At 48.1% G+C, this 23,499-nt stretch carries 16 protein-coding genes; 12 read left to right on the top strand and 4 right to left on the bottom strand.

Annotated features, from left to right (window positions below):
• Positions 1-14 precede the first annotated feature (14 nt).
• A complete protein-coding gene (locus tag J2Z28_RS24225; RefSeq protein ID WP_211084603.1) occupies positions 15-386 on the top strand; it encodes a hypothetical protein in 372 nt (123 codons plus the stop codon).
• A gap of 746 nt (positions 387-1,132) precedes the next feature.
• On the opposite strand, the gene J2Z28_RS24220 is transcribed toward J2Z28_RS24225, so the two are convergent.
• The 3 genes from J2Z28_RS24220 to J2Z28_RS24210 form a co-directional block, all read right to left on the bottom strand.
• Positions 1,133-2,719 carry an oleate hydratase gene (locus J2Z28_RS24220; protein ID WP_244988494.1) on the bottom strand — a complete coding sequence of 529 codons (1,587 nt, stop codon included), beginning with the start codon at positions 2,717-2,719 and terminating at the stop codon, positions 1,133-1,135.
• A gap of 156 nt (positions 2,720-2,875) precedes the next feature.
• Positions 2,876-3,451 carry a TetR/AcrR family transcriptional regulator gene (locus J2Z28_RS24215; protein ID WP_211084601.1) on the bottom strand — a complete coding sequence of 192 codons (576 nt, stop codon included), beginning with the start codon at positions 3,449-3,451 and terminating at the stop codon, positions 2,876-2,878.
• Positions 3,452-4,593: 1,142 nt separating this feature from the next.
• Positions 4,594-5,949 (bottom strand): dipeptidase, encoded by a 1,356-nt coding sequence (locus J2Z28_RS24210; protein ID WP_211084600.1) that lies wholly within the window; start codon positions 5,947-5,949, stop codon positions 4,594-4,596.
• Between the two features lie 210 nt (positions 5,950-6,159).
• On the opposite strand from J2Z28_RS24210, the gene J2Z28_RS24205 reads away from it, so the two are divergent.
• The 7 genes from J2Z28_RS24205 (at position 6,160) to J2Z28_RS24175 (ending at position 18,700) form a co-directional block, all read left to right on the top strand.
• A complete protein-coding gene (locus J2Z28_RS24205; RefSeq protein ID WP_211084599.1) occupies positions 6,160-8,565 on the top strand; it encodes an AraC family transcriptional regulator in 2,406 nt (801 codons plus the stop codon).
• 333 nt (positions 8,566-8,898) lie between these two features.
• The gene (locus tag J2Z28_RS24200) at positions 8,899-9,828 is read left to right on the top strand and encodes an ABC transporter permease (protein WP_211084632.1); all 930 of its coding nucleotides are present in this window, start codon (positions 8,899-8,901) and stop codon (positions 9,826-9,828) included.
• 12 nt (positions 9,829-9,840) lie between these two features.
• On the top strand, positions 9,841-10,728 hold the full coding sequence (locus J2Z28_RS24195) for a carbohydrate ABC transporter permease (RefSeq protein WP_017692544.1): 888 nt from the start codon (positions 9,841-9,843) through the stop codon (positions 10,726-10,728).
• An 18-nt stretch (positions 10,729-10,746) separates the two neighbouring features.
• A complete protein-coding gene (locus tag J2Z28_RS24190; RefSeq protein ID WP_211084598.1) occupies positions 10,747-12,252 on the top strand; it encodes an extracellular solute-binding protein in 1,506 nt (501 codons plus the stop codon).
• A gap of 20 nt (positions 12,253-12,272) precedes the next feature.
• On the top strand, positions 12,273-15,626 hold the full coding sequence (locus J2Z28_RS24185; protein WP_211084597.1) for a glycosyl hydrolase: 3,354 nt from the start codon (positions 12,273-12,275) through the stop codon (positions 15,624-15,626).
• 17 nt (positions 15,627-15,643) lie between these two features.
• Positions 15,644-16,465, top strand: coding sequence for a polysaccharide deacetylase family protein (locus J2Z28_RS24180; protein WP_211084596.1), 822 nt, complete (start codon positions 15,644-15,646; stop codon positions 16,463-16,465).
• 57 nt (positions 16,466-16,522) lie between these two features.
• Positions 16,523-18,700: a glycoside hydrolase family 88/105 protein gene (locus tag J2Z28_RS24175; protein WP_342357546.1), complete on the top strand. Its 2,178-nt coding sequence runs from the start codon at positions 16,523-16,525 to the stop codon at positions 18,698-18,700.
• 191 nt (positions 18,701-18,891) lie between these two features.
• Here J2Z28_RS24175 and J2Z28_RS24170 read toward each other — a convergent pair whose 3' ends face one another.
• Positions 18,892-19,767, bottom strand: coding sequence for a DUF72 domain-containing protein (locus tag J2Z28_RS24170; protein ID WP_211084595.1), 876 nt, complete (start codon positions 19,765-19,767; stop codon positions 18,892-18,894).
• Between the two features lie 322 nt (positions 19,768-20,089).
• Here J2Z28_RS24170 and J2Z28_RS24165 point away from each other — a divergent pair, with 322 nt between their 5' ends.
• The 4 genes from J2Z28_RS24165 to J2Z28_RS24150 all read left to right on the top strand — a co-directional run bounded on the left by J2Z28_RS24165 (position 20,090) and on the right by J2Z28_RS24150 (position 23,493).
• The gene (locus J2Z28_RS24165; RefSeq protein WP_211084594.1) at positions 20,090-20,833 is read left to right on the top strand and encodes a class I SAM-dependent methyltransferase; all 744 of its coding nucleotides are present in this window, start codon (positions 20,090-20,092) and stop codon (positions 20,831-20,833) included.
• 27 nt (positions 20,834-20,860) lie between these two features.
• Positions 20,861-21,844 (top strand): MBL fold metallo-hydrolase, encoded by a 984-nt coding sequence (locus J2Z28_RS24160; protein WP_211084593.1) that lies wholly within the window; start codon positions 20,861-20,863, stop codon positions 21,842-21,844.
• A gap of 192 nt (positions 21,845-22,036) precedes the next feature.
• Entirely contained in the window at positions 22,037-22,453 is a 417-nt protein-coding gene (locus J2Z28_RS24155; RefSeq protein ID WP_211084592.1) for a hypothetical protein, read from the top strand.
• Complete coding sequence (locus J2Z28_RS24150) at positions 22,450-23,493, top strand: FAD:protein FMN transferase (RefSeq protein ID WP_211084591.1); 1,044 nt, start codon at positions 22,450-22,452, stop codon at positions 23,491-23,493. Before J2Z28_RS24155 ends, J2Z28_RS24150 begins: the two co-directional genes overlap by 4 nt.
• Positions 23,494-23,499 lie beyond the last annotated feature (6 nt).

The raw sequence follows: 23,499 nt of genomic DNA, 5'->3' as shown, positions 1-23,499 counted from the left end.
CGGAGGCGTGAAACATGGAACGTAACGCTATGCTCGAACATGATCCGTTCATCACAGTGTTGGCGGAGAAGTTGCACATACACGGATATTATGCCTTTTATGGCGAGCATTACAATGAGACCGATATGGAGCTGTACCGCAGGCATCTGTTCACATCATTTAGCAACATCGTATGGGTAGAGCTGGATGCACGCAAAAAGTATATGATTGTCGATCATCGTGGACGCAACACAGTCATGAAACTGATCGAGGGTATGCTGAATACACGTAGAACGCTGCGAGCAAATCAGGCAATGGCAGGTACGGACACCTCTGGAGTCCAGCAGGATATCGCACATTTATCCAAGCTTGTGCACATGTTGAAATTTACGACTTTCCGCACATAGGCAAAGTGTGACAACGCAAAAATGAAAAGTAACACCAAGAATAATAAGAACAACCACAAGAGTATGCATGAGTAACATGGAAGAGTGATATGTTAAGTTTCAAGAAAGAATGGACTAGGTTCTCGACAATAAAGACATGACAACGAGTGCATCTCATAAGTAGTAATTTCCGAAGGTCGCTCAGTTCTAACGAACCTGCGAAGCCTTATTTCAATGATTTGGCTGTCATAGAAAATGTAACGAATCTCAGACACGCTATTTAATGCAATTTAACGATATTTCGTTACTTAAACATGTCTAAAGCGCAAATAAGATGTCTACGATTCGTTAGATTTTCAAACCTGCGAAATTTCAAGTAATAAGGTTTGTGAGGTTCTTTAGACGACAGTTGGCAATCTCGATGAAAGCTATGGGTTGGACTTAGATAGTACACGAGTAAACGAAAGAGAGAGTCCTGTCATAGCTGACGGAACTCTCTCTATTTTCCTTATACAACGACTCTTCAGTTCAGCAACAACCATATTCACTCATTAACTCGTTCAACGGGGATGCAAGCTTCTGAAGCTAACTCATGTAGTAACTCATATCTTACTAACTTGGCACAATCCGTAGAATTAAGATAACAAAGCTTCCTAAAGATCACAAAGTTACTCACCGAATTCTATAGATATCTCCAAAGATCTATCCCCATCCACAGATCCATCCAACATTCATTCATCTAATGTCTGAATCCTCATGAAAAGCAGTCATCTAAATGAAGTCACAAAACTGCTGAACAGCGTTCGAACATCATACTGATACTTATTGATCGGCTCAATTGGCCGGTTCTCTCCGAGAAGAGTGTATACGGCGATCCGTGCTGCTCGGACTGAATATTCTTCAGTGAATACCACGTCATCGGGAATTTCGCAGAATTGGCTGATGAAGGCCAGGTTGGTGGAGCCTTCAGGCACAACCTTCGGTCTGTCGCTGTTCAGTCTAGGCATGAATTGCGCTGTAATGTAAGGCATCATGCAAGGAATGCAGTTGGCGGTAGCCATGATGTCCTCTTGATGTTCCTGGAAATGAAGATGGCCGATCAACTCCTGCATAATCTCTTCCCCGGTACAGTCGCACATTCTTTTCTTTACGTAGTCGCCCACGTTATCCGGGTATAATCCATATCCCCAGAATACGTTGACATGCTCCGGCTGACCACGGAAGTGCGGCTGGAAGGCGAGAACGACAGACATGAACCAGCTAGAATCCTTGAAAGTAACCAGAGCACCGGTACCTGCCCGGTTGCGTGTGAATTTCTCCATCAGATCAAAGAAGACCGAATCCTGGAAGGTGACCGTAAACGATTCCCATTTGGACTCATGCACATGATCATTAAAAGAAGAAGGGTTGCCTAGCAACGGTTTCTTGGCGGCAATGTTCTCCCACAGCTTCCATGAGCTGCCCTTGCCGTTCAGTTTCGGTGCGGAAGTCATGGAGCCGATATCGGCCCCTTCGGTCATTGAACCGTTTGTGACAATGACGAGATCACCTTCGAGGATGTCAATGACTTCCTCTTCACCTCCCCTGAGCACATGCATCCGACTTACTGTAATGCTGTCACCGTCTTTGAAATCCAGATCGGTAACCGCACATTTCAGCTTGAAATCTACGCCAAACGGTTCCAGGTAGTTATGCAGTGGCAGGATAATCGAGTCATATTGGTTGAATGGTGTGCGAGTGACACCTTCCAGCGTTTGAATTCTTGGGAATTCGTGAAAAAAGCGAAGCATGTATCTTTTAAATTCCACGGCGCTATGCCAAGGTTGGAAGGCGAAGGTGGTCGCCCACATATACCAGAAGTTCGTTTTGAAAAAATGAGGGCCAAACCAGTCATTAATTCGCAATTTACCCAGCGTGTCTTCAGGAGTAATAATCAGTTTGCCCATCGCCAACCGGTCTGCCATATCAAAACCCATGGAGAGCACATCTTCGACCTTGCCGTCACGGTTGACGAGCCGCGCATTGGAATGTGTGGGATTGGCATCGTCAAATTCGGTAATTTCCTGTCGGACAGATATGCCCGGACGGTCGATGGAAGGGATGGAAGCCAGCAACTCCCAGAGATTCTCATAAGCCTCGTCATTGAGCATCCGTCCGCCACGGATGATATATCCTTGATCGGGATTACCAGCTCCGTCATTGCTGCCGCCGAGAATCGGCATTTCTTCGATAATGTGAATATGTTCTCCGGGAAAGTCACAATCTCTAACCAGATAAGCTGCACCCGCCAAAGATGCAATGCCGCCGCCTACAAAATAGACCTGTTTATTACCATGTTCTTTCTTCACGATCATTCGCCTCCAAAAGTTACTGTAATCACATCCCTAATGTAAACCTTGCAGGTCCCGTAAGGTATGATCAAAAGAAAGGGAGTGTCCATTTTTTGGTCACTTTTGGAAAAGTGTCTAAAACCTAGGCTTAGATCACATGTGAAAAAAAGCCGCGCATCCTTAAGTGGATGGCAGCTTATTCTCATACCTGTGCAGTGCCCTCAGGACATTGCCTTCGATCAGCCCATTGAGCTTCTCAATAATCTGTTTTGGCGGTTCTTGCATGTCACCTCTCATCCACTGAATGACGAGCCCAGTGAAAGCAAGGGTATAGAAGTTGGCGACAAACTCCTTGTCTTCACTGCGGACCTGTATCCCACAGGCCAGCTCATCAATAACTCCCATGATCAGATCATGGGTTACTTCATAGAGGTATACATCCAGATGGGTACGCCCGAGCGAGTTGAGTGTGTTGCAGCAGAACGTTTTGTTGCTCTCGATGTAACAGAAGATTTTATAGAATCCGTCCGTCCATGTGCTGTAGCTTCGGTACTCCGTAAGACTTTCCACCGCTTCAGTCTGATAGATCCACCCAAGCAGCGCGTAAATATCCTGAAAATGATAATAAAAGGTTTGCCGGTTCACGCCGCAATGGTCAACCAGATGTTTGACCGTAATCTTGTTCAGTGGAGTATGCTCCATCAGTAATTTAAGCGAGTGAGCCAGCGCATTTTTGGTCAGATGAGAAGCAGACACAACATTCACCTCATCATTTTGGATTAGCTTGCCGGGGCGCAACAGCACGTAAACACACATGGCAAAAGCCCCGCGCCGAAGTCGCTAAGCACAAACAAGTCAAAACGCAGGAATTCCGAAAGACCCTCCATCCAGAAATACCTCTGTAGCCATCAACAATATCCGTTACCCGATCCACATCATACTCCATAAGGATGCATTCTAAATATTGAATATCAATCGATTAACCAAACACCCGAAGATCATAGCTTGAGTTATCTCTATCACAACCCCTTAAAAGTTAGCCGTCGTCTAAAACCAGTCACAATAAAGCAACCACGGTAAAAGCCTGAAACATAGTGAGGGGTACCGAATCAAAAAGGACTATAAGGTTGCGTATGTTATCTCTAATACACTAAACCATTAAAACCGAGACCTCGTCTATAAAATCAGTCATAGGAAGAACGATAACGAAATGATCGAGAAAAACCAAAAAAAGTGTTCAGAAGCCCATCGTTAAGGTAATCTATCACACTAACCCATCAAAGTGAGACCCAATCCTTTAAGTAGCTATGATAAAGCTCCGACGTAATGAGCGATAAAAAATTCAAAGAAACGACCTATAGGGCTACCATGTTGTTATCACTAAAACACTAACCCATTTAAAAGTAAGTCTTCATCGTCTCCATCATAAGAAGCAGCCATGAAAAAACTACAACGTCACTAAAGAACTAAAGAACTAAAGAACTAAAGAACTAAAGGACTAAAGGACTAAAGAACTAAAGAACCAAAGAACCAAAGAACCAAAGAAAAAAGAAACAAAGAACCAAAGAAAAAAGAAACAAAGAACCAAAGAATAAAGAAATAAAATAAATCAAAAAAAAAAACGACCCGAAGGCCGTCCTTTTGTTCTCCTAATTACACTAACCATTCAATAGTTAGCTCAATCTTAAAATCAGTCATGCGAGAAGCTGCAACGTAGTGGAGGGGACGAAATCGATTCTGAAGAAGCGGAGCGTTCGCCTTTATCGCCGGATTTTACCCTTTGAGAAGGGGAATCCAAAAAAATCCGACGATAACAGCGATCTAAAGAACGATTCGGCCCCGGAACGTCCACTCAGCACGCCCTCATGAACTGGTTTTAACACGATGAGCCCTAACTATTACAAACTCTTCAAAAACTGAACAATCGTCAACAACCCTTTATCAAAGTTCTCCAGGTTGAAGTGCTCGTTTGGAGCATGCAGGTTCTCATCCGGTAAGCCAAAGCCCATCATAACAGCAGGGATTTCGAGTACACGTGAGAGTTTCTCAACAATCGGAATGGAGCCGCCATCTTTGGTAAAGAGGGCACGAACGCCATACACGTGCTCATACGCATCTGCCGCTTTTTGCAGAATTGGATTGGAAGGATCGGTGTTGAAAGCAAAAGCTTTTTCGATCTGTTTCACATGCAGCGTTGCACCTGGTTGAACGTGAGCGCGCAGATGTGCTTCGATACGATCCAATACATGTTGTGGATCTTGATCCGCCACGAGACGGCACGTAATTTTGGCATGAGCTTCCTTCGGAATAACGGTTTTGCTGCCTTCGCCTTGGAAACCACCCCATACGCCGTTCAGTTCCAGCGTTGGACGAGCGCCAACACGTTCCACGAACGAGTAGCCTTCTTCGCCGTACAATTGCTCCAGCCCGAGGTCTTGACGAAGCTGTTCTTCATTGAATCCCTGTTTCGCAAATTCTTCTCGCATCTCAGGAGATAGCGGCAGAACGCCGTCATAGAAACCGTCTACACTCACACGGCCTTGCTCATCATGCAGCGAAGCAAGCAGGGACACTAGTGCATGCAGTGCGTTGGGTACACCACCGCCAAATGATCCGGAGTGCAAGTCGGTATTGGCTGTATTGAGATCCACATGCATAGAGCATAAGCCGCGCAGGCCTGTGGAGATTGCCGGTTTTCCTTTTTCAAGCAGGGATGTATCTGAGATCAGTATCATGTCTGCACGCAACTTGTCTGTATGTTCATTCAGATAGATGGGCAGGTTCGGGCTGGAGATTTCCTCTTCGCCTTCGATACAAAACTTGACGTTAACCGGAAGTTCCTTGTTTTCGGCAAGCATCGCTTCTACTGCCTTGATATGTATGAAGATCTGTCCTTTGTCATCCGTTGCACCACGGGCATACAGCTTGCCATCACGAACGGTCGGTTCGAAAGGAGGCGTGTCCCACAGGTTAAGGGGGTCTACAGGTTGTACATCATAGTGTCCATAGATCAGAGCTGTCGGTTTGCCCGGTGCATGCAGGTGATCTGCATAGACAATCGGATGTCCAGCCGTTTGAATGACCTCTACGTTTTCCATGCCTGCACGTGTGAGCGCATCTGCTGCCCATTGTGCTGCACGGTTAATATCCTCTTTATGCTCTGAAATGGCAGAGATACTTGGAATGGACAACCATTCATTCAGTTCTGCCAGGTGTTTTTCTCTATTTTGTTCAAAATAAGTCTGTTCTTTCATTAAAAAGGCCTCCTTCAAGTTTGCTATATCTCATTGTAATCCATTTTGTCATGTTAATAAAACATTGGTTAAAAAAATGATCGGTTACAGATCGTTTCATTCACCTGAAGATTGTGCGTATAATACAAGAAAAGGATTTCATCCATATATTCTCAGGGGAGTTGAGGACCATGACAGTCAGACTCGATGCAAGCAGGCAGGTGAGCAGCGATGGAACCGACTAGGAGCGATCGAATATTTGGCAGATTCAAGCGGTTATCCGATTTGAAGGCTGGAAGGCATAAAGGACGATTTTATCGAAACAGCCTGATGCTTATTTTACTCATTGCCAGCATTCCCGGACTAATCACAGGTATCGTCATGTATCAACAGGTTGTTGGCCGGATGGAAACCGAGTTCAATCAGATGCATCAGAACCAGATCGAGAACCGGGCACGCAATGTGGATGACCAGCTGGCTTATCTGGAGATGAACTTATCCCATTGGGCTTTTGAACCGAGGTTTGGCAATGCACTGCGAACGCTGGATTTTGTGTATTATTTCAATGAAACGCAGGAGATTGTGACTACCTTATACGTATTACAAGGTTCACATCCACTGATCAAGTCAGCACAGCTGTATTTGCAGGAGCCGAAGCCAATCTTGTTTAATCGGGATTATACCGAATTGAACGATGAAGCCAAAGTACAAGCCTATGATCGTTACCTTGCCATGGGGAACCACGTGTACTGGACAGACTGGGTTTCCAGCATCAACAGTGATACCGAACCTTCGACCAACGATAGTCCACTGCATACGGATGCAGGCAATGCACTTGTTCTAGTACATAAGATACCGGGGGAGAGCATTAATCCGTTTGGTGCACTGATCATCACGCTGGATAACGAGAAAGTCGCCAGTTTATTGAAAACGCTTACTCCTTATGACGAAGGTTTAACGTTCCTCATGGATCAGGAAGGAAACACACTGGTTACCGGAAATCCGGGAACGGCGGAAGAGACTTCTGCTTTTGAGCAGCAGCTAAAAGATGAAGTAGCCCTGCATGCGGGCAGCCGCTCATTCCTGTTCCGATATGAAGATCAGACCTATTCTGTCTCATATGGCTCATTGAGTCGGATCGATTCAGACTGGACTTATGTCTCCGCAGCACCTTTGACCTCAGTCACTTCGCCAGTCAAACTGGTATCCAAAATCATCGTCATTGCGAGTGCAGGCAGTCTCATCCTGGGATTGTTGTTATCCTGGTTTGCTTCCCGCCGCATCTATTCGCCTGTAGCGCGGATGCTTCATCTGCTTACGCCTGGCAGAAACGAAACAACACCAACGGATGCCAAGCTGGACGAGTTTGAGCTGCTGGAGCAACAATGGAACGAACTGACCTCCCGCAGTGTCACGGCACATCGCCAATTGCAGGAGCAGCTTCCCCATCTGCGCGACAGTTTTGTTTTACAACTTGTACAGGGGCATCTATATGCCTATAACGAGCATGATCTTCAGCAGCGCATGCGTAATCTTGGCTTTGAACTGGAGGGCCAGCAGTTTTTGCTGGTGCAGATGTATTTTACGGGATATGAGCAGCTGCAAGGCAGATTCGGAAGCCAGGACACGGGACTGGTTACTTTTGCAGCAGTGAATATTACACAGGAAGTCGCCAAAAATGTTTTCAAGCAGATCAGTGTCATGAACTTTCATGACCTGTCTTCCGCCATGCTTGTGATTGCTCCCCAGGACGAACCTGTGAAATCACAAGCGCTGTTATGGGGACAGGAACTGGTGGAAGTCATTGGACGTACGCTCAAAATGAAGGTGACCTTGATGGTCAGTCGCCCAGCAGCTTCACTTCAGGAACTGCCCGGACGATTCGTCGAGATGGAACAGGCCGTGGCTTATCGCAGTGTGGAGGAAGGAAGTCAGATTCTCGATCTGGAGGATGAGGCATGTTTCCGCAGAAACGAAGCAGCTTCCTATCCGCTTGGGCTGGAACGGGAGTTGTTACAGGCGGTCAGGCTGGGCAAACAAACCGAAGCGGAACGTGTGCTGGAACAATTCATGAGTGAAATTACGCGGACGGGCAGTACCGAATTTCAGGTGCAACAGATGATGCTTCAATTGCTCGGCAGTGTTCAGCACATGATGCTGCAAACGGGTGTCACACCTTATAAGCTGTTTGGTGGTTACAACATGTATGAGCAACTATCCGGTATTCGTGAACCTGTACAGATGAGGCAGTGGATGATGAATGAGGTATTCATACCTTATATACAAGAAGTTGAGGTACGATCGCAGGAACCGCTGAAACTGGTGGTGGAACGAACGATGTTGTATATCGATACACATTACCGCAGCGACATTTCGCTGGAAAACTGTGCTGACGAGGAGCAGATGACACCCTATGCACTGAGCAAGGCATTCAAACAGGTATCGGGCATCAACTTTATTGATTATTTGACACGTGTGAGAATGGATGCGGCGAAGCAATTGTTACGGGAGACAACGATGAAAATCAATGATGTTGCGGCAGCTGTGGGTTATCAGCACAGTTATTTTAATCGGATCTTCAAGAAACAGGAGGGAGTTACCCCGAGTCAGTTTCGCGATCAATGGTTTGGACAATAACCGTTTATATCTTTGTCCTTTCAGACCGGCATTCAGCTTTAGTGAATGTTGGTTTTTTCTTTTTTTTACTGTGATACAAAGAAGGATAAACCCGCAAAAATGTGCAATTCTACCTGCTACGTTATGTTCAGTTTCTTGTGAAAATGGCGTTATAGCGGGCTTTTCGGCCATCATGTCGTAGCAATGCAAAAAATGAAGGTTGCCGGAAACCAGGCGTCTGTATAGTCTGAATAACAGATAAATTGATAACGCTTACATTATTGAGGGAGGGGAGACATGATGAACGGGAAGACGGACTGGAATACCAACGGCACTGCAACTGCTCAAGCGGATATGGCAACAAGACCATTAAAACAGGAGTCCAATTGGAAAAGGCAGATCAAACGAAACAAATGGTTATATGTGCTTGTGCTTCCCGGCTTTTTGTACTTTGTCATCTTTAAATACTTGCCCATGTGGGGGATCATCATTGCCTTTCAGGACTACCAGCCTTTTCTGGGCATCCGGGAGAGTAACTGGGTAGGGCTAGAGAACTTTACGAACTTTTTCTCCAATCCGGACTTCTTCCGACTATTACGCAATACGCTGGTCCTTGCCCTGTATGATCTCATCTTCTTTTTCCCGGCACCGATCATTATCGCCTTGTTATTAAATGAAATTCGGGTCGCTTTTTTCAAAAGAACGATTCAAACGCTGGTCTATGTACCCCATTTTGTATCCATGGTAATTATCGCGAGTATCACGTACGTGTTCCTGACCCCGCAAGGCGGCGTGTTATACGATCTGATCGCCTGGATTACGGGCAAGCCCATTGATGTACTCTCCAGTCCAGGTTCGTTCCGTCCGCTCATTATTGTGCAGATGACGTGGAAGGAGATGGGATGGGGCACGATCATTTTCCTTGCAGCCCTCGCAGGTGTAGATACGGAGCAATATGAAGCTTCCATTGTGGATGGCGCAGGACGATTACGGCGGATGTGGCATATCACTCTTCCAGCCATTCGTACGACCATAGTCATTTTGCTCATTCTCAGACTGGGGAACTTCCTCGATACCGGATTTGAGCAGATCTATCTGATGACCAACTCCCTCAACCGGGATGTCGCAGACGTCTTTGATACGTATGTGTACACGGTGGGGATTACGCAAGGTGCATTCAGTTACAGTACCGCTGTTGGACTATTCAAGTCTGTGGTAGGGATCATCCTGGTGCTTGGCAGTAATAAACTTGCGAAAAAATTCGGCCATCCCGGAATTTATTAAGGAGGAGCGCCCATGAACAGCCGTCTATACAACAGCCCTGCCGGCAAGGTATTTGATATCTTCAATTACGTCATGCTGGGGATTCTGGGCATATTAACCGTCCTTCCGTTCCTGTATATTATAGGGAATTCTTTCGCAACGGAAGCCGAGATCACCGAACGCAGTTTTTTCCTCATTCCGAAGGTGTTTTCCTTCAGCGCGTATGAGTATATCTTTTCATCGTCCACGATCTTTCGCAGCATTGGTGTTTCCATTTTCATCACGGTGGCAGGCACACTGGTCAATCTGTTCTTCACACTAACGATGGCCTATCCACTATCCAGAAGTGATTTCTGGGGCCGTAACGTCATGATGAACATGGTGATTTTCTCGATGTTATTCGGTGGTGGTATGATTCCAACGTATCTCGTCATTCGTGGACTGGGACTGCTCGATTCTTACTGGGCCCTTATGCTTCCTGGCGCGATCAGCGCTTTTAACTTAATTGTTGTCAAAAACTTTTTTCAGCAAATGCCGCCCGGGCTGGAGGAAGCGGCCCGCATCGACGGCTGTTCGGATCTCGGGGTGCTGTGGCGAATCGTTCTGCCTTTATCGAAGCCGGTGATTGCCACGTTCGCCTTATTTTACGCCGTAGGACACTGGAACAACTTTTTCTCGGCACTTCTGTACATTTCCGACAGTGACAAATGGCCGCTACAAGTCATGCTGAGACAGATCGTGTTACTTTCGCAAGCCAGTGTCGGAGATATGGCAAACATGGACCCCAATTTTGTACAGCCACCAGAGCAGTCGATTAAAATGGCGGTGATCGTTGTAGGTACCATTCCGATTTTGCTGGTGTATCCGTTTTTGCAGAAGCATTTTGCCAAAGGGGTCATGTTAGGTTCAATCAAAGGCTAAAGCCAAGGGGGAGAACGTATGGGACAAAAAACGGGATTCAAAAAAGGTGCACTGTTACTCTCTGCGTCACTGGTATTGAGTACAATTCTGGGAGCATGCTCCACGGACAAAGCAGGTTCAGGAACTGCTGCGGGTGGAACAGATGAAATTACTATTATGCTTCCGAACTTTGAAGCGGAGAATCCGCCGGAGAACAGCCCAGTCATCCAGAAGCTTGAGGAATTGACCAAGGTGGATGTGAACTTGCAGTGGGTGCCGAGCAGCTCGTACGAAGACAAATTCAACATCACACTGGCCTCGGGAAAGCTTCCTCAGATTATGGTGGTGTTAGGGAAGTCTCCAAGTTTCATTAATGCGGCCCGAACCGGGGCTTTCTGGGAGCTGGGTCCATATCTGAAAGATTATCCGAATCTGAGCCAAATGAATGAAATCATCACCAACAATGCGTCAATCGATGGCAAAACCTATGGGATCTACCGGGCAAGGGCCCTCGGACGTAATGGGGTCACAATCCGCAAGGATTGGCTGGAGAATCTGGGTCTCGAAGAGCCGAAGACGATTGATGAATTTTACAATGTATTGAAAGCGTTCACGAAGGATGATCCGGACGGTAACGGCAAGGATGATACGTATGGTCTGGTTGCCAGCAAATTCACGGGCCCGTGGGATAACATGCAGGTATGGTTCGGTGCACCCAACAAATGGGGAGATGATGGCAGCGGAGGTCTGATCCCGGCGCATGAGACACCAGAATACATGGAAGCTCTGAAATTTTTCCGTCAAATCTATAGCGAAGGTCTGGTGAACAAGGACTTTGCCGTGATGGATGCAACGAAGCTGCCTGATCCATTTGTGAATGGGCAAGCCGGTGTCATGGTGGATGTAGCAGATAATGCACAGCGCATGGATCAGAAAATACTCGATAAAGACCCCAATGCGACAGGACGCGTGGATGTGCTGCAAGCGATGGAAGGTCCAAAGGGATTGCGCGATATGCCAACGTCCGGCTACTCCGGCCTGATTGCGATCTCGAAAAGCAGTGTCAAAACGGAAGAAGACCTGAAGAAGGTACTGAGTTTTCTGGATCAGCTGAATGAACCGGAATTGCAGGCATTGTTGTACAACGGACTGGAAGGCAAGCAATACGAGAAAAAAGAAGACTACATCATACCGAGCACTGACAAGCTTGCGCTCCGCGACCTGCAGGGTTTAAATCAGATTTTGATGTTTGTGCCGGAAGACAGAACGCTTCGTGTCCAACAGACACCTGTCCGTGAAAAGGTTGCACAGGTGCAGAAAGCCAACGAAGAGATTGTCATTGCCAATCCTGGCGAACCGCTGATCTCTGATGTTTACGCTCAGAAAGGACCGCAGCTGGACAATATCATCAACGATGCGCGGATCAAATATATCGTAGGTCAGATTGATGAGAAAGGATTCGAAGATGCTGTTGCCCTGTGGAAGAATAACGGCGGAGACGATTATGTCAAAGAAGTTAATGAACTGTACGCTGCACTGAAGTAGTGTGAAGGGAGGAAAGCAACATGTGGAACGGGGATGCATTTGAAAATCCCGAGGCGGAGTACAGGGTCCATCCCTTTTGGTTCTGGAACGGGGATATGGAAGAAGAACAGGTGAAGCGGCAAGTGGCTGAGATGGCCACGCAAGGTGTAGGTGGATTCTTCATCTGTCCACGTCAGGGACTACAGATTCCCTATCTGTCGGAGGCGTGGTTTGATAAGGTTCGGATTGCAGTGCAGGCAGCTGCCGATCATGGCATGCAGGTATGGTTATATGACGAATATCCCTATCCGAGTGGAATGGCTGGCGGGGAAGTGACCCTTGATTTCCCTGAAGCGAAGCAGCGTGAGCTCGTGCATCATCAGTTGGTGGTTCAGGGCGGAGAAGCTGTGGATCTGGAGTTGCCATGGGGACGAGTCTTGGTTGCCAAGGCGATTCCCAAGGATGAACAGGGCAAACGGTTGTGGCATGAATCCATTGACTTGCGCAGCAAAATCGGCAATATCCAGACCGATCAGGTGTATCAGGAAACCGGACTCACATCGTATAACCGCAAGCGGTTTTTCACCTACCGAACAGCGTTTCGTCTGCTGTGGGATGTTCCCGTGGGTGATTGGGAGTTGATTATATTTCAGGAAAAAGAGATCGATGATTTCAAATATTACGGTAACTTTGTTGATCCTTGCCACAAGGAAGCGATGAGTCGTTTTATTGAACTGACGCATGAGCGTTATAAGTCAGCGGTTGGAGATCAATTTGAAAGCGTAATTAAAGGCATGTTCTCGGATGAGATTGCACCGCTGGGTCGTATCCCCTGGTCGCCACAGCTTCCCCGTTATTTCAGCGAGCGTTGTGGTTATAGTCTGATCGATTCGCTACCGGCGCTGTTATATGGTGATGTTCCGGACGCGCATCGTATTCGGTATGACTATTACCAGTCACTGCATCTGCTTCTCAGGGAGTCCTATCACAAACAGGTGCATGACTGGTGTGAGGAAGCAGGAATCCAGTATGCGGCTGAAGTGCCTGGCGTACGGATGACGACCCAGTTGTTCAGTCATATGCCGGGTGGTGATTCGGCCCATGAGAAAATCGGACGATCCTTATCGTGGATTCTGGAACGGTATGGTCAAAAGATGCGTGACAATCCCAAGATGGTCAGTTCGCTCGCCCGACAATTGGGCCGAAGCCGCAATCTAATTGAATGTTTTCACAGTGTAGGCTGGTCGATGACGCTACAGGATGCGAAATGGATGATTGATCGAATGGCTGCCATGGGCACCAATTTTTATAACTTTCACGCCTTTTTCTATACGATTGGTGGGCTGGCAAAGCATGATGCACCGCCATCTCAATTTTTGCAGAATCCCTACTGGAAGCATTTCCGGCAGTTGGGGGATTACACCGGACGGTTGAGCTATCTCATGAGCACCGGAGCAGCAGACATTCGTATTGCCGTGCTTGATCCAACGACGACATTCTGGAGTCTGATGGGTAATCCGCTGCATGGATTCCAGTATAGCGGCGAGGACGAATTAGAACGCGCGCAATTGGAGCGCCTGACGAAGGACTGGATGCGGATTACTACCCATCTGCTCGAAAACAGACGTGACTATGACCACCTTGATCCCGAATTATTGGCGGAAGCTGACTTAACGGGTGGCATCATTCAGATCGGCGTGGCCCGTTATGAGGTGTTGATCCTGCCACCGATGCTGAATCTGGAGGCCGCGGCCTGGGAACAGGTGAAGCGATTTGTTCGGCAGGGAGGAACTGTCATCTCTGTTGGGATGCCTCCGCATATTGCCATCCAGCCGGGAAGTCCGGAGGGGGAGGAAGCTGCCCAGTTCTTTGGCGCGGGCGAGCAGCCGCATGAGGTGTACTGGGGCCGTAGCGTGACAACAGATCACGATAACCGTGAAACCATGTGGCATCAGGGTGAGGGGAATGCCTATTTTCTACCCGCAGGAACGGGGCAGGGAGATGACTTTTCGCTGGAGCTAATCTCTCTCCTGCTCGATCAGGTATTGCCGGAACCCATCTGTTGGATCATGGAGGAGGAAAGCGCCTCCCTGCTGATGCATACCCGTCAATTGTCGGCTGGGGAGCATATGGTTTTTTTGACCAATCAGGAGGGTCAGGACCTGATTGGTCAATTGAAGCTGGTCGCCAGACAGCTGTGGGATGGAACGGAGTTGACAGAGGGTGCTTGTATTGTGGCAGAACGACTTGATCTGGAGACAGGGCAGCTTCAGACATTGCCGTATACGAGTAGTGGCGGGGAATGGTGCATTTCACTAACACTGGCGCCTTATGAAGCGCATGCTGTACGCCTTACTTTACAAGCTGCGGGGGCAGAGGTAGTACCAACGAAGGTGGATGTAACAGACAAAACGGGTTCGACGTTCGTAACGGATGTATTGGCAGGAGCTAATCAAGCAAGTAAGATCATGGTCCCTTCGGAAGGGCCATGGCGACTCGAAACGGTGCAGCCTAACATTTTGCGAATGGGACAATTCCATCTTCAGGCTTCCAATGTTAATGGTGTGATTCTGGAAAGCCAGCATGTAGCTGTAAAACCGTTTATTGATCAGGCGGCAGAATTATCGGAGCAGCAGCATCTGCCAGTCCAGTTTAATCAGGTATTTGGCACACCGAAAAAGGCATCCTTAGCCTATCCCATCGAATGTCGATATACGACTACATTTGAGCTAAGAACGGCATTGCCTGCATGCTTGTTATTTATGGACAGAGCGGCGATTTCGGGCACTTGGTCGATGGAGATTAATGGGCAACCACTTGGAAAAGAACAGTTCGATCCAATTGAAATCACCGATCACAATAATATCGCTTGTGATATCACGGAGTTGTTGCACAGCGGTCTCAACGAAATGACGGTGATTGTGCAGGTAACGAAAGATGAGGATGGCATCGTGGATCCCCTGTATCTACAGGGAAGATTCGGCGTGGAGTTCCATCATGTAGGCATGGCTTCGCTTGTGCGGGAATCGGACACGGCCCTTCGTATCGGACCTGCACCGCAGCCGCTGTATCCCCATTTTGCCGGGGAAATGAGTTATAAACGCACGTTCTGGCTGGATGAGTCAGGGGAAGATATTACCTCGTTTGAACTGGAATTTAGCGATTGGCGTGTGCAGGATGTGGTGGAAGTGCGGGTAAACGGACATAGCCTGGGTGTAAGATGCTGGTCTCCGTATCGTTGGAAGGGAGAGACCTCCTGGTTGCGTCCGGGAGACAACGACATTGAAGTGCGGATTACCAACACATTGATCGGCCTGCTGGAAGGTACGTATTTTGATTCGGAACATCATCGATTACAGGATGCAGGTCATGTACCTGTTGAAGAATTGGGATAAAGGAGTGGAAGTAAGGAATGGGACATCGTATTCAGTTTGACCGCTATCCAGGTGGTGTGATGAAAGCGTTAACGCTCAGTTATGACGATGGAGTGGTGCATGATCGCAGACTGGTGGAAATCTGTAATCGGTATGGTCTACGGGGAACCTTTAATCTGAACTCCGGTACCCTGGGTAATCCAGGCCGCATTGAGGCTGGGGAAGTCGCTGAACTTTATACGGGGCATGAAGTAGCCGTTCACACGGTTACTCACCCTACGCTGCCTTATGTTCCGAATGAACTATTGACCGAAGAGATTATCGAAGACCGAAAAGCATTGGAGCAGCTCGTCGGTTATCCGGTACGAGGCATGGCTTATCCCAACGGAGGGTACGACCGTGCGTTAAGTACAAAGCTGGAGTGGCTTGGCATTGATTATGCCCGTACCGTTGAATCACATGGCAGATACACGTTGCCAGATCGGCCGCTTGAATGGCATCCGACGTGTCATCATAACCATGATCTGGCGGGGCATGCCAAACTTTTTATCCAACACTCCAAAACAGGTACACCACTATTACTCTACGTCTGGGGTCACAGTTATGAGTTCAATGACAACGACAACTGGGAGATCATCGAACAGTTCGGTGAGCAGATTGGCGGCAGGGACGATATCTGGTATGCCACGAACATCGAAGTGATTGCTTATTGGAAAGCGGTGCAACGATTGGAGTGTTCAGCTGATCGATCCATCATTCATAATCCGTCTGCCATCCCGGTTTGGTTCACAGCGGATCAGCAGGTTGTTGAAGTGCAAGGCGGAGAGACATTGCGGCTAAGCGAACGAATCAAGGTATAAGGAAGGGAGCTGACGATCATTCGTTATTTTCATGAAAACGAGGCGATTGCAGGCAAGGTGTACGATTCAATTCCGGATATATTGACTACGGTGGCTCAGCGTTATATTGGCGATCATCCGAAACATTCCTTTTTGTTCAGAGCATATCATCAGGGAGGTTTTCGTAGGCTTGGAGATTATCGTTACGACCTGAATCTGAATGAGAAATGCTTAGAGGCGCGTGCAGGGCAATACGTATATGTGTGGGGCAAGTTATGGAGCGAGCAGAGTACAACGTTAAATACGGGCCTGAACTGTTATAGTCCGGTGACGATTTACGTGAACGGTGAAGAGGTATTCAAGTCTGAGCTGTTGCAGGAATTATTTCCCGAGCGAAGAACCCAGATTCCAATTTCCGTGAACTATGGCTGGAATGATGTGTTGCTATGTTTTGTCAAAACAGAAGTGGGATTCGGCGGTATCTACGGAACAGCCTCGTTCAAAAATTTCCCGTTGCACTTCCTCACTCCTGGGGCAGATCGTCAGGGTCAGGAAGGCTGGTTATTTTCGGAACCCGTCGATGAACCTGTATTATCTCTTCCTCGTGACGGCATGACGGAAGAAGAAACGGGCCTTTCCTGGTATCCGCGAAGGGGATGGACAGATGAGGAGCAGAGCGCAGGTTCATTTGCCCGGATCTTTGGTACAGAACAGCCCGCTGTGGCCTACGCATGGTCCAGAATGGATGTAACCTTGCCAGGATCAAAGCCAATTATTTTACAAGGCCGTCATGATGGAGCTTTGACCCTGTATGTGGATGGCACGGAAGTATACTCTGCTGGAAGCAGCGGTAACTTCCGCGTTGAACTCCCGCGCCGTTACGGTTCATCTGATCTGGTCGCGAAAGGTGAAATTCAAGCACTTGGTGGCTCGTGGGGATTCATGTTGGAAGATGCCGAGCGCTCGGGTTCCACAGGCTGGAGACTGAAACCTCCTCATCCGGTTGCGGGATGCTCTGACCCCTGGCTGTACACGGGTGTGTTTGCTCTCGGTGCTGAACCGTCGCATGCCGACATCGTACGAACCGATACCGTATTTGATGATGGCGCACAAGGTGTGTATTGGCGGGTAGATCTTCCCGACACCCATGTCCGTCCTTACCTGGAGAATACACATTACGGAAAGTGGAATTATCCGCTTGGCGTCACCCTGCTTGGGCTTCTCCAGACGGGACAGGAATTGGGACGAGATGATTACATTCAGTATGTGCGGCAACATATTGAACTGAGCACTTCATTTGACCGCTATGGTCTGTGGGATCGGGAAGGGTACGGTGCGGCAGGGATTAATAATCAACTGTCTGCCATCGACAGCCTGGATGATTGCGGTTCGTTTGGGTCCACTTTGCTTGCTGCGATGGAGTTCGGTGATATTCGTGGGGGAAGAGATACTGCGGATCGGATTGCGGGCTACATTACGGATGAGCAGGAACGTTTGGAGGATGGTGCCTTTTACCGGGTTCGCGGCAGTGGGGAGATGCGTCAGGAGACGATGTGGTGTGATGACTTGTACATGAGTACACCATTTCTGATGCGTTATGGTCAGTTAACAGGCGATGCGACGTATTGGGATGATGCGGTTAATCAGTTCTTGATGTTCCGTAAATACCTCTACCTTCCCGAACAACAGATCATGTCCCATGTGTATGATTTTGTGCGTGGTCGGGCGACAGGTATTCCATGGGGACGAGGGAACGGCTGGGTGCTATTTTCATTAACCGAATTGTTATCCATCCTGCCACATGATCATGTGAAACGGTCGGAACTGCTAACTTTCTATCGTGATTTAAGTCAAGGTTATCTGGCGCTGCAAGGGGAAAATGGACTATGGCATCAGGTGCTGAGCCGCCCGGATTCATATGAAGAAACCTCCTGCACATCGATGTTCGTCTACGCCTATGCCCGTGGTATTCGGGAAGGCTGGCTGGAACAGCCTGAGCCTTATCTGGAGGCCGTACGTAAAGGATGGGAAGGCATGACACGTTTGTCGATTGACTATAAAGGCAATATATACGGGGTATGCCGGGGTTCCGGGTACTCGTTTACCGCCTTGTATTATCGCGATGATCTGGGATGGAATCTGAACGATACCCATGGGATTGGCATTGTGCTCTTGGCTGGCATTGAAGTGTATAAAATGAACCAGCAGCTCCGTGAGGCGCATATCGATTCTTCGGTTACAGCCGCGCAGCGCTGATGATTGACGCAACGGAACGGATATTTGTGGATAGCCTTCTATAGGTAGATTACCAGCTAAAGAAAGCGGCAAAGCCCCCCGGGCTTGCCGCTTTTAGTTTGTTTCCAATTTCGAATCCGCTCTGCATAATAGCAATAATAAATACACTTACCTTCACCCAATAATATGAATAACTCCGTTTATAGCACGTATTAAAATAGCTCCAGCTGCTCCGGTCCTTCTTCCTTCTCCGGTTCAGAACGGTCAGGGAAAGGCTTCACCGGCTGATCCAGCAGGTCCATCATCATCTGGGCATTCGCTGCTGCATCGCCACCGGAGTTGTTATTAAAAATAACATAGACATCCTTGCTCTGCTCCTGCAATTGCTCCAGATACCCTTTCCATTCCAACAATTCTTCCTTGTTGTAACGGTATAAATAACGGGTCTCGCGCCAATTAGGCGCACCATTCTGATGCCACCCGGACACATTACGTCCGTGCATGCGAACCAGTGTCATCTCGGAATCCGTCGCCTGTGGCACGATGGGGATAGAACCAAGACCTGCCTGAGGTTCGTCACAGACGCTGTGAATCCAGCCTTGCTCTTTCAGGAACGAAAGCGTCCGCTCGCGCATGTCACCTTCATACCAGCTACGATGACGGAATTCCAGGGCACACGGAATGCCCTCCATTCTCAGTTTCACTTCACGAAGCTCTTTCACGTTGTCTTTATTGCACTCAAACCAAGGCGGATATTGAAACAAGGCTGCCTGCATCTTGCCGGCTTCAATGACCGGTTCCAGTGATTCCCGAAAAGCCTTATACATCTCCGACGTGCTGGTGAAGTATGGTTTGCCTCGCAGATGTCCGGTCATTCCCTGATAGGCTTTGATGATAAAAGCAAAGGATTCGGGCGTCTCTGCAGCCCACCGTGCCATTCGATCCCGCGGCTGAACGGCGTAGAAAGAACTATCCACCTCCACGGTGGAGAAGTACTGTCCGTATAGACTGAGCTTGTCTTTGGCTTTGGTGCGATTGGGGTAGAGATCCTCTTGATCCCCCCATCCCGTGAGTCCAATCTGAATCATGAATAACACCTCCTGCTGCTGCATCTGATGTCAGCATATTGCGTCCAACGATTTCTAACATTCGTTGGTTTGACAGCAGCATGCCTGTATATAAAGCTTCTACATATAGTTAACCGGTTTACAAGAGTGTGACTATGTTTAACATTATATCGTGTGGTTTCTGTGCGTTCAATGGAGGATAAGAGGGACCAATCTTTGAGTTTCAAAGGTAAAGACGATACAATCATTCTAAGATTAAGGGAATCAATTAGTAATGAATCAGACCTTTATAACAAGGGATTACGGATAGCTGGGTTAGTGACCATCTGGAGGGCGAGATGTAATGACGGAATGGTATAAAAAAAGTTTTGGAGAAGATTATCTTCTCGTATACAAGCACCGGGATGTGCACGGTGCCTATCAGGAAGTACATAAAATGATCAATTGGTTGAAGCTTGAGCCCAATGCTGAAGTATTGGATCTATGCTGCGGTATGGGACGTCACTCCATGGCGCTTGCTGACGCAGGATTGCGAGTGACCGGAGTTGATCTGTCCGATGTGCTTTTACGTGAAGCGCGCCTAATGGACACCGAACACCAAGTATCGTGGTGTCTTGCGGACATGCGTGAACTCCCGCTAAAAGGCGGCTTTGACGCTGTAGTTAATCTGTTCACATCGTTTGGTTATTTCCTGGAGGACGGAGAACAATTGAAAGTATTACGTGCCATTCATCGCATGCTTCGCCCAGGTGGCAGCTATATTATTGATTTTATGAATACGGCTTATGTAACGCGTCATCTGGTGCAGCACTCCGTTCGAGAGGATGAAGGACAGCGTATTGAGGAGTATCGCAAGATTGAGGAAGGGTTTGTGCAAAAGGAAATTCGCATTACGGATACCACATCCGGACATGAACCGCGGGTATATCAGGAGCGTGTGAAGTTGTACACACGGGATCAACTGAGTCAGATGTTAAGTGCCGCCGGACTCCGGGTAGATCAGGTACATGGCGGCTATGACGAAGAGAAATATGACGAGCAGACTTCTCCGCGCATGATTTTTGTGGGTCGTCGTCCTGTGGAGTGAACAGAGAAAGTCTGGAAGGGGGATAACATGAAGCGCACAGAAGAGATATCCATGACAGAGGGCATACACCGGGTCAAGATCAGCATGTCGTTTCCCTTACGATGGGTGAACAGTTATTTGTTATCAGAACCGAATGGGAAGATAACTATTATAGATCCGGGACCGCGTAATTCGGAAACAGAACAGGAGTGGAGTGAAGCGCTGGCAGGTCTTGGCCTGACCTTTAGCGATATTCGTCAGATTGTACTGACCCACCATCACCCCGATCATCTTGGGTTGTCGGGTTGGATGCAACAGATGACGGGGGCACCCGTTCGAATGTCCACACGCTCCCGCCAAGAGGCTGATTATATGTGGGGACCTGATTCACGCATCAATACAATATTACCTGATTATTATGGTCGTCATGGTATGCCGGAAGACAAGACTGAGCAGATACATGAACATATGAAGGCATTTGCTTCGCAGATCACACCACTTCCGAACGTCACACCCATTGAAGATGGCGAGTGGCTTAATATGGGCGGGAAACGTTGGGTTGCTGTGGAGACGGGTGGACATGCCCCAGGCCATTTATCCTTTTACGCTCCGGAGTCCATGGAGATTCTGTGCGGAGATGCAGTTTTGCCACAGATTTCACCGAATATCAGTCTGCAACCCGGCAGTGACCCTCAGCCATTATTGTCTTATATGGAAGGATTGCAACGTCTAGGGGAGTTAAATGTCAAGCAGGCGTATCCAGGGCATCGGAATCCTTTTGCCCAGTTCACCGAACGGACAGTTCAATTGCTGGCTCATCACGAGGAACGTCTTCAGAAGATGACGGAGCGAATTCAGGAGTCACCGGCGAATGCTTATGACATCTGTGTGCACATGTTTGGCAATCGGCTGGGTACCCATCAACTGCGATTTGCCATGAGTGAGACGTTGGCCCATTTGCAGGAGTTAATTCGACGGGAAGTAGTGAAGCAAGAGCTGCAACCGGATGGCACGTTCTATTTTCAAATTTAAACGGAATGATGATATCGATATGAAATAATAATGCGATCCTATATAGAGGCTCGGGACAGGAAATTCACCTGTTCTGGGCCTTTTTAGTCTCTCTTAACGGTTCATTCATCTATTTTTAAGCCAGCGCGCCTATGATACATCTATGAACTTCGATACATCTTTGAACTTCGCTAAAGAAAGCAGGGAAGAGCGATGACCAGAAGAAAACGGAATCAATGGAGAAAATGGCAGGCTTCAGCGGCAGCAACGTTGACTGTGGCTGCACTCTTTCAATATGTAAGAACTTCGGATGCCTTTGATGTGGCCTATGCAGCAGCGAATGGCACAGATAAGAGTGTTACAGCTTCAAGCCAAGTGGATACGCATGATGATGTGATGGATGAATGGATCAACAGTACAACAGACAGCAACAACTGGAACACGCAGGACAATGACAATAATGATAGTCAATATAATGGAACATCCGATAGCACACAAGCAGCTCGGCCAGATCAGAGCACGAGTAACGAGGGGAATTATTCAGATTCTCAGCGTATCGGGCAAAATAACCAGGGTACAGACTCCGGATACAGCAGTGGCAACTATCAGTCACGTACAGGTGCGTCATGAGCCGCACGGAGCAAGTTGCTCGTCCGCTCCGATTTCAATTCCGTGCGATGAACACGGATGTTGAAGTACAATTGTCCGCTGGGCGGGAAGAAGCTGAACATGCAGCAACCGTGGTGAAGAATTGGTTTGAGACGCAGGAGCAGCGCTTCAGCCGATTTGTTGCAGACAGTGAACTGAATCGTTTGAATGCTTCAACCGGATGGATGCCCATCTCCGCTGCGATGGATGAAGTTTTGAGTTTGGCCTATGGATATATTGGACTGACCGAAGGGATTTTTCAACCGGGTATCTCGCAGGCTCTTCAGGCTTCGGGATATGATCTAAGCTTCGAGAAGGTGCAAAAACGACAACTGGAACGTCCATTAATTGAACGCATATTGCGAACGAAAACACCTGAATCATCAGGCTGGAAGGAAGATCGATATGACCACAGCCGTCCGAGCTGGATTCAGCGGGAAGGTAGCCGGATGGTTCATCTGGACCCCGGAGCTGAGTTGGACTTGGGAGGAATTGTTAAGGGCTGGGCAGTGGAACGTATCGCAGACTGGTTACAGCGAACGTTGCATATTCCGGCGGGGTTGATTAACGCGGGTGGAGATATTCAAGTATGGGGTTCACCAGACCATTCCCAATGGACCTTGCAAGTAGCAGATCCTTTGCAGAATCAGGGTGCTGTGTCGGGAGCGATCCGTTTACAGCGAGGAGCTGTTGCCACTTCGGGTATTTCCCGCAGACAATGGCAGAATACGGACGGAAGCTTTGCACACCATCTCATTGACCCTCGGACGATGGAACCGGCGGACACGGATGTGCTACAGTGTACCGTTCTGGGACAGCATGCGTCACAATGCGAGATCATTGCCAAGACGGTCTGCATTTTGGGTAGTGCCGAGGCGGTGGGCTGGTTAAACCGACATTACGATCGGCATGACGTCCTGTGGATGACACGGGATGGGAGTATTTATTTTAGAGGGAATACGGATACGCTCGCTGAGCATTGGCCCGGTTTTGATCCGGATCATCGCTTCAGTCTATTATAAACGAGG

Source organism: Paenibacillus xylanexedens (assembly GCF_017874615.1).
GTDB lineage: Bacteria > Bacillota > Bacilli > Paenibacillales > Paenibacillaceae > Paenibacillus > Paenibacillus xylanexedens.
The sequence above is the reverse complement of the archived record's forward strand: the minus strand, read 5'-3'. Positions and strand labels throughout refer to the sequence as shown.